At 61.1% G+C, this 11,827-nt stretch carries 8 protein-coding genes; 7 read left to right on the top strand and 1 reads right to left on the bottom strand.

All coding sequences use genetic code 11. The annotated features are described in order from the left end of the window. Positions 1 to 20: 20 nt before the first annotated feature. Complete coding sequence (locus D0Y96_RS14025) at positions 21 to 710, top strand: DNA-3-methyladenine glycosylase family protein (RefSeq protein WP_117300893.1); 690 nt, start codon at positions 21 to 23, stop codon at positions 708 to 710. A gap of 56 nt (positions 711 to 766) precedes the next feature. Then, complete coding sequence (locus D0Y96_RS14020) at positions 767 to 3,301, top strand: DUF3536 domain-containing protein (RefSeq protein ID WP_117300891.1); 2,535 nt, start codon at positions 767 to 769, stop codon at positions 3,299 to 3,301. 5 nt (positions 3,302 to 3,306) lie between these two features. Here D0Y96_RS14020 and D0Y96_RS14015 read toward each other — a convergent pair whose 3' ends face one another. Next, positions 3,307 to 4,389, bottom strand: coding sequence for a Rieske 2Fe-2S domain-containing protein (locus tag D0Y96_RS14015; protein WP_252263756.1), 1,083 nt, complete (start codon positions 4,387 to 4,389; stop codon positions 3,307 to 3,309). A gap of 56 nt (positions 4,390 to 4,445) precedes the next feature. Here D0Y96_RS14015 and D0Y96_RS14010 point away from each other — a divergent pair, with 56 nt between their 5' ends. The 5 genes from D0Y96_RS14010 (at position 4,446) to mutL (ending at position 11,715) form a co-directional block, all read left to right on the top strand. After that, positions 4,446 to 6,365 carry an ArnT family glycosyltransferase gene (locus tag D0Y96_RS14010; protein ID WP_350449076.1) on the top strand — a complete coding sequence of 640 codons (1,920 nt, stop codon included), beginning with the start codon at positions 4,446 to 4,448 and terminating at the stop codon, positions 6,363 to 6,365. 98 nt (positions 6,366 to 6,463) lie between these two features. After that, positions 6,464 to 6,976 (top strand): thioredoxin family protein, encoded by a 513-nt coding sequence (locus tag D0Y96_RS14005; protein ID WP_117300887.1) that lies wholly within the window; start codon positions 6,464 to 6,466, stop codon positions 6,974 to 6,976. A gap of 54 nt (positions 6,977 to 7,030) precedes the next feature. Next, positions 7,031 to 7,915 (top strand): YihY/virulence factor BrkB family protein, encoded by an 885-nt coding sequence (locus D0Y96_RS14000; protein WP_117300885.1) that lies wholly within the window; start codon positions 7,031 to 7,033, stop codon positions 7,913 to 7,915. 90 nt (positions 7,916 to 8,005) lie between these two features. Continuing rightward, positions 8,006 to 9,610, top strand: a complete 1,605-nt coding sequence (pyk, locus tag D0Y96_RS13995) for a pyruvate kinase (protein WP_117300883.1) — start codon at positions 8,006 to 8,008, stop codon at positions 9,608 to 9,610. 131 nt (positions 9,611 to 9,741) lie between these two features. Further along, complete coding sequence (mutL, locus tag D0Y96_RS13990; protein ID WP_117300881.1) at positions 9,742 to 11,715, top strand: DNA mismatch repair endonuclease MutL; 1,974 nt, start codon at positions 9,742 to 9,744, stop codon at positions 11,713 to 11,715. The last annotated feature ends 112 nt before the right edge of the window (positions 11,716 to 11,827 follow it).

Here is an 11,827-nt window from a genome sequence, read left to right as displayed (position 1 = left end):
GCTCGCGCTTTGTAGATTTTATGACCGACGGACGACGTGCTGTACGTTACGATGCCGCGCTGGCCTGCCGCCAGCTTGCCGAAGCCGATCCCAAACTTGGAGATCTGATTAAACGGGCGGGCCCGTTTACGCTTCGTCTCAAGAGCCAGCATTCGCCGTTCGAGGCCCTGCTGGAATCGATCATTTACCAGCAACTGCACGGGAAGGCAGCGGCGGCGATTCTGAAGCGGCTGCTGACCGCGTTCGGAGAGCTGCACCCGAGCCCGCAACTGCTGATCGATGCACCGGATGAGATGCTGCGCGGCTGCGGTCTTTCCGCCAGCAAGGCGCTGGCGCTGCGGGACCTGGCGGCGAAGACGATCGATGGAACGGTGCCCACGCTGACACAGATCCGGCGTATTCCGGATGCAGAGATTACGGAGCGGCTGACGAAGGTGCGCGGCATTGGACCGTGGACCGTGGAGATGCTGCTGATCTTTCGCCTGGGACGGCCGGATGTTTTCCCGGTGAGCGATTACGGCGTGCGGAAGGGATTTGCGCTTACCTTCAAACGGCTGCCGAAGAGCAAACCCTTCGACGCGTCGATGCTGGCGAAGCCGGCAGAGATGCTGAAGCGCGGCGAGAAGTGGCATCCGTGGCGCTCGGTGGCAAGCTGGTATCTGTGGCGGGCCTGCGATTTAGCCGGTAAAGCTTCGCCGCCGCCGGAATAGCCGCACGAGTTTGTGTATCGCGCCAGCCTGATTTCTAATCCAGGCTGAGTCTCCCCATGTCCGCAGAAAAATATATCTGTATTCACGGCCATTTTTACCAGCCACCTCGTGAAAACCCGTGGCTGGAGACGGTGGAAACACAGGACTCCGCCGCACCGTATCACGACTGGAACGACCGCATCACCGCCGAGTGCTACGCGCCCAACGGGGCGGCGCGCATTGTGAACCGGCAGAACGAAATTATCCGCATTCTGAATAACTATGCCCGCATCAGCTACAACTTCGGGCCGACGCTGCTCTCGTGGCTCGAGGTGAACTCGCAGCGCGCTTATCGCCGGATTCTCGATGCCGACCGGCTCAGCCAGAAGCGCTTCTCCGGACACGGATCGGCGATGGCGCAGGCCTACAATCACATGATTCTGCCGCTGGCAGACACGCGCGACAGGATCACGCAGATCCGGTGGGGGATTGCCGATTTCCGGCAGCGCTTTGGCCGTATGCCGGAGGGCATGTGGCTGCCGGAGACGGCGGTCGATACGGAATCGCTCGAGCTGCTGGCCGAGTACGGGATTCGGTTCGTGCTGCTGGCTCCCTCGCAGTGCGCGCGGGTTCGCCCGATGGGCAATGCAGAGAGCGCGGAGATTGCGCGCGGGGCATTCGCGGCGGCGGGCATGCTGAAGGACAGAGACAGGAACGCTGTGGAGGCGCAGTGGACCGAGACACCGAATGCTTCGGTGGATACGACGCACCCCTACCTGGTGCGCCTGAAGAATGGACGCAGCATCGCCGCATTTTTCTATGATGGGCCGCGTTCGCGCGCGATTGCCTTTGAAGGACTGCTGAACAGCGGCGAAAACTTTCTTGCCCGACTGATGGGAGGCTTTTCGCATGCGGACGGGGCGCAGATGGTGCATGTGGCCACAGATGGCGAAAGCTATGGACACCACCATCGCTATGGAGAGATGGCGCTGGCCTGGGTGCTGCATTCCATCGAAGACAGCAGCGAAGTAAAACTGACCAATTACGGTGAATTTCTCGAGAAATTTCCGCCGAAGCTCGAGGCGCAGATTATCGAGAACACTTCGTGGAGCTGCTTCCATGGCGTGGAGCGCTGGCGGTCTGACTGCGGCTGCAACGGCGGTCACCCGGGATGGAACCAGAAGTGGCGCAGGCCGCTGCGCGAAGGACTGGACGGGCTGCGCGATGCGCTGGCTCCGATGGTGAGAGAGGCTGCGAGCGGGCTGTTTCGCGATCCCGACGAGGCGCGTAATGATTACATTCGCGTGGTGCTGGACCGCTCGCGCTCATCCGTCGATGCGTTCTTTGCAGAGAATGCAGCGCATCCGCTGAGCAGCGAAGAACGCACTGCGGCGCTGAAGCTGATGGAGCTGGAACGCCACTCGATGCTGATGTACACGAGCTGCGGATGGTTCTTCGACGATATCTCGGGCATCGAGACCGTCCAGGTGATTGCATATGCGGGCCGCGTGCTGCAACTGGCTTCCGAGCTGTTTGGCGAGAGGACGGCGAAGCCCGAAGCGGAGTTTCTGAAGCAGCTGGGCACGGCGAAGAGCAATGTTCCGGAACAGAAGGACGGAGCGGCGATTTACAACCGCGTCGTCAGGCGCATGCAGGTTGGCCTCGAGCAGGTGGCAGCGCACTATGCGATCAGCTCGATCTTCAGCAACTATCCGGAAGAGGCGGAGGTGTTCTGCTACCGGGTGCGCAGGCTGGAGTATGAGATCACGCCTTCAGGCCGCGTACGGCTGGTGACGGGAAAGGCGCTTCTCTCCTCGACGATCACCGAAGAGATGGAAACGGTCGTCTTCGCGGTGCTGCACCTTGGCGACCAGAACATCACAGCGGTGGTCCGCCGGTATGACGAGTCGCAGGCTGCGTCGCATGAGGAGTTTCTGAGCACGTCGAAGCTGGCGGCGATGCGCGCGGATATTCCGGAGATCGTGCATACCTTCGATCGCTTTTTTGACGGGCACACCTATTCGATTCAGTCGCTGTTCAAGGATGAGCAGCAGCGCATCCTCGATCTGCTGCTGCAGGCGACGTTGTCGGAGGTGGAGTCGAGCCTGTCGTCGATCTACGAGAATCAGGCATCGCTGCTGCACTTCCTGAGTCAAAGCGGGTTGCCGCGGCCTCCGGCTCTGAGCATGGCGGCGACGTTTGCGATCAATGCGGGACTGCGCCGCGCTTTAAGCAGCCAGCCGATGGACACCATTCAGGCGCATGCGTGGCTGGAGCTGGCGAAGGCCGATCAGGTGGAGCTGGACCGGCAGCTGCTGGGCTATATTGCGAGCGACAAGATGAAGCGCCTCATGGTCGATCTGCATGGCGACGCAGGCAGCATGACAAAACTGGACGATGCTCTGGCTGCGGCGCGGATGATGGCGGTGCTGCCCTTCGAGCTGAATTTATGGCAGGCGCAGAATATCTGGTACGACACGCTGAAGATGCCGCGGCCGATGGGTGAGTCCGACGAGTGGCTGACCAGATTTCTTGAACTGGGCAAACAGCTCCGAATCTGCGTGGATCATCTGGTGGTGGAAGAGGAGACGCTGAACGGCGACAGCGCATAGCCCGCTCAGCTGCGCCAGTGCAGCGTAACGGGGCCGTCGATGGGATGACGCATGGGCTCGCCGGTCCGCTGCGCCTCAAGCCGCGCCTGCTTGAGGGCAAAATACCACTTTGCCGGACGATCGGCGTCGTCGATCAGCATGAGCGTCGGATCATACTTCAGACCCTGGGCCTGCTGAATCATCGTCTCCTGATCCTGACGGACGAACATATTGCCGAAGAATTTCGCGATGGCCGTCACAAAAGGCACGCGATGAAAAACATTCCATGCACCGCAGACATCGATGCGGCAGGCATTTGTAACCGTAGGCGTTACAGTCGTGAGACTGGCGAACCACTTGTCTCCGCAGCGAATGGTTTCATAGCGGCGATTGGGAAGAACGAAGTCGATGGCGGTGGTGATGGGCTCGCCATAGACACCCAGCAGCTTATACGGGGCGCTGTTTCCGGAAGGGGCGTGCGTGGCCATGCGGAAACCCTGCGGAATGGGCTCGAAGCGCTTCTCTTTTTCGTGGATGCTGGCTTTTTTTCTCCACCACCAGGACTGATGCACGAAGGGACCGTGCGCGGGGTCCATCAGGCCGATGATGCCGTGATCGACGTTGCAGGGCAGATCGGCGGTGAGGTGCGCGCTGCGATAACGGGTGCCGAATTTCGGCACCTCAGGTACAGGAGGCAGAGCACTTTCACCGGCACGGAGTTTACCGCTGCCGGGCTCGGGCACATAGACCCAGGCGTAGCCGTCGCGCTCTTCACAGGGAAATGCGGTGGCGTAGATGCGGGTGGGATCGAGGATGTCAAGCGGCGTGAGCGAGGGAATCTCGCGGCACTGGCCGCTGACGGGCTCAAAGGCCCATCCATGATATTTGCAGGTGACGGATTGGCCGTCGAACCAGCCGCAGGAAAGAGGAATACCGCGATGCGGGCAGCTGTCGCGCATGGCAAAGATGCGGCCGTCGCCACGGCGGCCGAGAACCATGGGAATCCCCATCAGCATGACGGTCGACAACTGCCGGCCCCGGAGGGTTTCGCTGCGGAGCGCCGGGTACCAGTCGTTGTACAGAAGTGTGGCCGAGGGGCCGGATGCCATTAAAGATGCCGGGGTAGTTGCCATCAGGAACAGAGTAGCTAAGAAGCGTGCGGCTGGTGAAGCGGTCAGACGATAAAGCGGTCCGCTATCCGCTTTATCAGCCGCATCTCTATAATCGCCAGCAGGCCCTGGCCGAGATGACGTTCCGTACCGCAAAGCGCTTTCTCTTTCCGCTGCTGGGGCTGTGGGTGCTGCTCTATGGGTCTTTTTCCCTGTTGAAGCCCCCGCTGCTGGACGATGCGGATTCGGTGTATGCGGAGGCGGCGCGGGAGATGCTGCTTCGCCATGACTGGATTACTCCACATCTGAACGGTATCCGCTGGCTGGAGAGCCCGCCGCTGCTCTGCTGGAGCGTGGCAGCAAGCTTCCGGCTGTTCGGCGTATCGGACTGGGCGGCGCGGCTGCCGCTGGCTCTATATGCTCTTGCGCTTTTCGCGGTTGTCTTCAGCCTGGGACGACGGTTTTTCGATTCGTCGGGCAACGCTCCGGCGGCCGGATTTTATGCCGCACTGGCGCTGATGACGTCTTACGGCATCTTTCTGTTTGCACATATTCTGCTGCCGGACCTGATTCTGAGCCTGTGGCTGACGCTGGGTATCGCCTGCTTCTGGCGCTCGCTGCGCGAGGAGAATCCGTCGCTGCTGACGGCTCTCGGGTTTTCCGCATGCTGCGGGCTTGGTGTGCTGACCCGAGGGCTGATCGGGATCATTTTTCCGGCGGCGATCGTGCTGCTCTTCCTCTTCTTCACGCGCAACCTGCGGCATCTGCGGCGCTGGCACCCGGTTGCGGGCAGCCTGGTGTTTCCGGCGATCGTTCTTCCCTGGAACATTGCGGCCGGGATGGCGAATCCTGCACAGGGAAGGCCACAGGGAGCGGCTCCGACACCGGGTAATGTGCATGGCTTCTGGTGGGTTCACGTCATCAACGAGCAGTTTCTGCGCTATCTGAACCGGCGTGTTCCCCACAACTACGATTCGGTGCCGCTGCTGATCTTCTGGGCGCTGCTTTTTGTCTGGATCGTTCCCTGGTGCGCGTTCTCGATCCGGGCGCTGGTGCGGGCCTCGTGGCGCGAGGGGTTTGCACGCCGGATGCTCGACCGCAGCGGGCAGGCGAGGCTGCTGTGCGTGCTGTGGGTGCTGGTGGTGGTTGTGTTTTTCAGCTTTGCTCCGCGGCAGGAGTACTATCTGCTGCCCGCTCTGCCGGCGATGGCGCTGCTGGCAGGAGACTGGCTGGCGGAGGACGAAGCGCAGGCTAGTCCACAGGGGCGAGGCACGGCCTGGATTCTTTTTGGCATTTGCGTGCTGGCAGCCGCGACTGCGCTGTATTTCGCGCTGACTTCGGCGGCGCCGGTTCCGGGCATCGATATTGCTACGATGCTCGATGGAAACGTGCACCGCTACGCGGTTTTCTTCGGGCATATTCTCGATCTGACTCATCGCTCGATGGGCGAATTTCACTGGCCGCTGGGGATGACGGCGGCGGCGCTGCTGGTGGGCGCGAGCGCGAACCTCTGGTACCGGCTGCGTAAAAATGCCCGGCTGGCCAACTGCTTTCTCGCGGGGATGATCGTGACGCTGCTGGCGGCGGCACATCTGGCGCTGAACACCTTCTCGCCGGTGCTGTCGTCGGAGATTCTGGCAGAGGCGATCAAGCCGGAGGTCGGCCAGAGCGACATTGTCGTGATCAACGGCGTGTATGAGAGCGGATCGGCGCTGGCCTTTTATCTGGAGCATCCGGTGCGAGTATTGAATGGCCGCGACGGCGTGCTGTGGTACGGCTCGTTTTTCTCGGACTCTCCGGATGTCTTCGACGATCAGGCTGCGGTCGCGAAGCTGTGGGACGGGCCAGGCAGGGTTTTTCTGCTGACGGCGCCGGATAAGCTGCCCGGCCTGCCGGGCACGGTTTATGTGATCGGACGCAATGGCGGCAAAGAGATCGTGAGCAATGAACCGAACTCAGGGGGAGCGAACTTTTGAGTGGCGCCGGCTCTCCGCACGATTCGAGGCGGTTTTTCAGGAGATCGACACGTTATTTCGCATCGAAAGTGCCGGTTATGGCATCCTGAACTCAAGTTATGACGTATCCTGCGTGGACGAAATTCGGAAATAAAGAAGGACGCTGCGGGCTGGCCCTTTTGCTGGCCGCTGTTTTTGCAGTCTTCACGGCTCATGCGCAGGTGCAGTTTCATCCCCATCAGATCTTCGGGGACCCCGATCTCGCCCACAATCAGGTGCGCGACGCCATCGCCCAGGCAGAGCGCGAGCATAAGCGCGTGATTCTCGATTTCGGCGGGAACTGGTGCGGCGACTGCCAGGTGCTGGATTATTACTTTCATCTGGAGCCAAATGCCGCGCTGCTGCGGGATAACTTCGTGATGGTGGATGTGAACATCGGCCACTTTGATGAGAATGTGGACTTAGCCGACCGCTATCAGGTTCCGCTGAAGCGCGGGGTGCCGGCGCTGGCTGTTCTTGATTCTCACGGCAGGCTGCTGTACAGCCAGAAGAGCGGTGAGTTCGAGGCGATGCGCCGCATGCAATCTTCTTCTGTCACCGATTTTCTGACCCGATGGAAGCCGACACGGTGATTCCGCCGTTAAGCCCGCTGACAATCGCGCATCTCTAAGTTACTCTCAACACGTATGCTGCGGCTTTTCGATCACCTGCGGCGGGCAGCGCTGGCATCCTTTGGCCACAGTGCCTTCTCGACGGCCAAGGCAGCGGCATATTCAGCCGTTTTCAGCCTCTTTCCCGCACTGCTGGTGGTTACGACACTGCTTGCCATTACTCCGGAGGGGGGCAGCTTCAGCGGTGAGATTCGCGCGGCCTTCGCGCAGGTTCTTCCTCCTGACACGATGTATCTGGTTCAGGCCTATTTTCAGATCAACCACACGCGTTCGGTTCATCTGATCTGGTCGGCGTCGTTCGTGACGGTGGCAGCCTCGATGGGCTTCATGCTCTCACTGATGGAGGGCTTTCGCCGCGCCTATGGGCTGCAGCGCAACGTGTGGAGCTTCTGGCGGGAGCGCGTGGTAGCCTTCCTGCTGCTTCCCGGGACGCTGATCCCGATGGTATTCGCGACGCTGCTGGTGGCCTTCGGGCACACGATTGAACGGTGGATGGTCGAAAACGCGGATCATGTGCTGCGCATGTATGTTCTGCTGGTGTGGCGGATCATCCGCTGGACGATCGCCACCTGCACCAGCGTTGCAGTGCTGACGGTGCTTTATCACTTCGGCGTACCGCACCGACGAAACTGGCGCACGGTGTTGCCTGGCGCGGCGCTGGGAACGGTGACCTGGTTCCTGGTCACGCTGGCTTATGGCTGGTATGTGACGCGCTTTTCCGATTACTCGCTGGTCTACGGATCGTTCGGAGCGGGAGTCGCCACGCTGATCTGGCTTTACATGGTTTCGATCAGCATTCTGATCGGCTCCGAGTTTAACGCGCAGCTGTTTCCTCTTCCCGGCACTCTGACGCGCAAGCCGGAGCACGAATCGGCCCCGGTAAACCCGCAAACGGTGTAGCGGCTTCGCACGTGCGGGTTCGAAGCAGGTTAGAATTGGGGTGGTCATACCGCGAAGACCGGATACCAAGAGACCGCTGTTGGGGGATGGATGAATTTCACGCTTGCCGGCCCAGGGCTGGCTTCGGCAGATACGCTGCGCAGAGCCAAGATCGTCGGGACACTTGGTCCCGCTACTTCCAGTGAAACGATGTTCCGGGAACTGGTTCGCGCCGGGCTGGATGTGGCGCGGCTGAACTTCTCGCACGGCACGCACCCGGAGAAACAGAAGCTGATCGAGATGGTGCGGAAGGTCTCTCGCGAAGAGGGCAAAAGCATTTGTATTCTTGGCGATCTGCAGGGTCCGAAGATCCGGACAGGCCGCCTGAAGAACCGCATTCCGGTGCAGCTCAAGGGGGGTCAGCGGCTCACCATCACTTCCCGCGATATCCTCGGCACCGCCTCCGTTATTGCCACCACATTTCCCACGCTCGCTGAGAACCTGGAGCCGGGCGCGCGCATTCTGCTCTCGGATGGACTGATCGAGCTGCGGGTGCTCGAAGTGAAGGGCGACGATGTGGAATGCGATGTGATCAACGGCGGCACGCTGGGTGAGCACAAGGGCATCAACCTGCCTGGAATTCCGGTTCGCGTGCCTTCGCTGACCGAAAAAGACGAGCAGGATCTTGAATTTGCGATTAAAAGTGGTGTCGATGCCATCGCCGTGTCGTTCGTTCGCACGGCTGAGGATATTCGCCTGGTGCGCTATCGCATTTCAGCGCTCGGAGCGGAGACCTGGATTATTGCGAAGCTGGAAAAGCCGCAGGCGATTGAAAATCTGGAAGCGATTCTGGAAAACGCCGATGGCGTGATGGTCGCGCGCGGCGATCTGGGCGTGGAGATGCCTCCGGAGAAGGTTCCGGCGGTGCAGAAGCACATCATCCGCCGCGCTTCGGAGTATCGGAAGCCGGTGATTACCGCGACGCAGATGCTGGAATCGATGATCGAGAATCCGCGGCCTACGCGCGCGGAAGCCAGCGACGTGGCCAACGCCATTTACGACGGAACGGATGCCGTGATGCTTTCGGCGGAGACGGCCGCGGGCAAGTATCCGGTAGAGGCAGTGAAGATGATGGCGCGGATCGTCTGCGAGACCGAAGCCCAGCTTCGTGCCACGGCTACCGATCCGCACGATGCGCGGCCCAGCCGCACGCGGCTTTCGATTGCAGAGACGATCTGCGAATCGATGGCGCATGCAGCCGAGGATCTGGACATCAGCGCGATCGCCGTGTTCACCGAGTCGGGCACGACAGCGCGCCAGCTTTCGAAGTATCGTCCGAAGCCGGCCATTTATGCGCTGTCGAGCGTGGACGTGGTGATCAACCGCATGGCAATGCTGTGGGGCGTGCATCCGATTCGCTGCTCGAAGGCACATACCACGGAACAGATGATCGACCTGGCGGAAGACCTGCTGGAGACGGCGGGCTACGTAAAGCCACGCGACATTCTCGGCATCGTCGCCGGAACGCGCACCCGTACGGGCTCGACCAACTTCCTGCGCCTGCATGTGCTGGGCGATCGCATTGTCGAATCGGCGCGGCGTAAACCGGCGGAAGTTCCGGCAGAGCCTTCGCTGCAGACGCGGCATCGCAAAACCACCAAGGAAAAGGCAGGCAAGGGACGTACGGCCGGAACCCGGGCCTCCCGCGCCCGCTGAAACTGACATCGGGGGGCTCGCCAGGCGGGCTCCCCGACGCAGGTTTTTCCTTCTTACTTCTCCTCCTCTCTTCCCGCTCGCGCATATTTCGACCCGGGTTTCCCACATCGACACTGTCGTAATCTGTCCTGATGGGTAAAATCCGCGTTCTTTCCGATCAGGTTGCCAATCAGATCGCCGCCGGCGAGGTGGTGGACCGTCCCGCATCGGTGGTGAAGGAGCTGCTGGAGAATGCTCTGGACGCGGGGGCGAGCCGCATCCGCATCGAGATCGAAGGCGGAGGGCGGAGACTGATCCGGATTACGGATGACGGCTCGGGCATGTCGCAGGATGATGCGATGCTGGCCTTCGAGCGGCATGCGACATCGAAGATCCGATCGAGCGATGATCTGCTTTCGATTGCCACTCTGGGCTTTCGCGGGGAGGCTCTGCCGTCGATTGCATCGATCTCGCGGCTGGAGCTGCTGACGCGAAGCGGCGATGAGGCTGCCGGAACGCGTGTCGAGATTGCCGGAGGCAGGGTCGTCAGCGTGGAGGAAGCCGGTGCTCCGGCCGGAACCACGATTGCGGTACGCGATCTGTTCTTCAACACGCCGGCGCGACGGAAGTTTCTGAAGGCGGAGTCCACGGAGCTTTCACATGTGACGGCGCTGGTGACGCATTATGCGCTGGCGCACCCGGAGCGGCATTTCGAGCTGCACTCAGCGACGCACGCTCTGCTGATTGCGCCGCCGGTGAGAGAGGTTTCAGAGCGGATTTATCAGATCTTCGGGCGGGATACGCTCGATCAGCTCGTTCCGATGGCGGCTGAACGGCGCTTCGACCGGGCGGGCGTTCCGGAGCCGCCACCGTGGCGGCGCGATGAGGATTATGTCGCGCCCGATCCGGGCTTTCTGCGCGTCAGCGGATTTGTCTCAAAGCCGGCGCTGCAGAAGCTGAACCGCAATTCGATCTATGTCTTCGTCAATCAGAGGCTGATTCGCGACCGGCTGATTCTGCATGCGGTGAGCGAGGCCTATCGCAACATTATTCCGCCGACGTCGTTCCCGGTGATCCTGATGTTTCTGGAGATGCCGGCGCACGAGGTGGATGTGAATGTGCATCCGGCAAAGACGGAGGTGCGCTTTCGGCAGCAGTCGCTGATTCACGATTTTGTGCGCGACGGCATTCGCAACACGCTGATGAAGGCGAGGCCGGCGGCGGAGTTTCTGAATGCGCTTACGGCGCATCCGCTGGCGACACCTTCGCTCAGTGTGTCCCCCATGCCGGGAGTTGTTTCCGATGTGCCGGGCTCGGAACCTCCGGCAGAGGCTGCGGACGCAGAGGTTTTTATCCTGAACGCTCCCGTACCACCTCCGCAGGCGGTGAGGCTGCCCTTTGCGCCGGGCGCGATTCCTGCCGATGCCATGCGCCCGGTTTCGGCAGGTGCGGCCGATGGGACCGCGGCGCAGACAGCGGACGGCACGTATTCGCGCGAGGAGCAGGTGCTGCCGGAGGGCGGAGACGAAACGGGCAGCCTGCATGGGCTGGCATCGCTGAAACCGCTCGGACAGCTTCGGGAGTCGTTCATTCTTGCGGTCAACGATGAAGGCTTCTGGATTGTGGATCAGCATGTGGCGCATGAGCGGGTGCTGTTCGAGAAGATTTTGCGGGAGCGCGATGTGGAGCGCACAGAACGGCAGCGGCTGCTGATGCCGATGCTGATCGATCTGCAGCCGCACCAGATGGTGGTGTTTGCCGATATGGCGGGCGAGCTGGAACGGAACGGCTTTGAAGTGGAGCCGTTCGGGCCGCATACGATCGCGGTGAAAGCGGCTCCGGCGGGACTGGAGGGCGGCGAGCTGGAGCGGATGCTGATGGAGGTTCTGGAGCAGCAGGGCGCGTCGTTTCAGTCGGAGAATCTGGAGACGGCGCGAACCCGGATTGCGGCTTCGATTGCCTGCCATGCGGCGATCAAGATCAATACGCCGCTCGATCCGGCGCGCATGGAGTGGCTGCTGGCCGAACTGGCGCGGACCGAACACCCCACCAGTTGTCCGCACGGACGCCCCATTGCTTTACGATATTCATGGAAAGATATTCAACGGGCATTCCACAGAATTTAGGTTTTAGTTTCCAGTTGCCAGTCCCCCGTTGCCGGTTGTTAGTTTTCATTGCGGCTACCCGAGTTATTCGGCGAGGCTGGCAATTGAGGACTGACAACGGACAACTGGCCCG

Source organism: Paracidobacterium acidisoli (assembly GCF_003428625.2).
GTDB classification, from domain to species: Bacteria; Acidobacteriota; Terriglobia; order Terriglobales; family Acidobacteriaceae; genus Paracidobacterium; species Paracidobacterium acidisoli.
The sequence above is the reverse complement of the archived record's forward strand: the minus strand, read 5'-3'. Positions and strand labels throughout refer to the sequence as shown.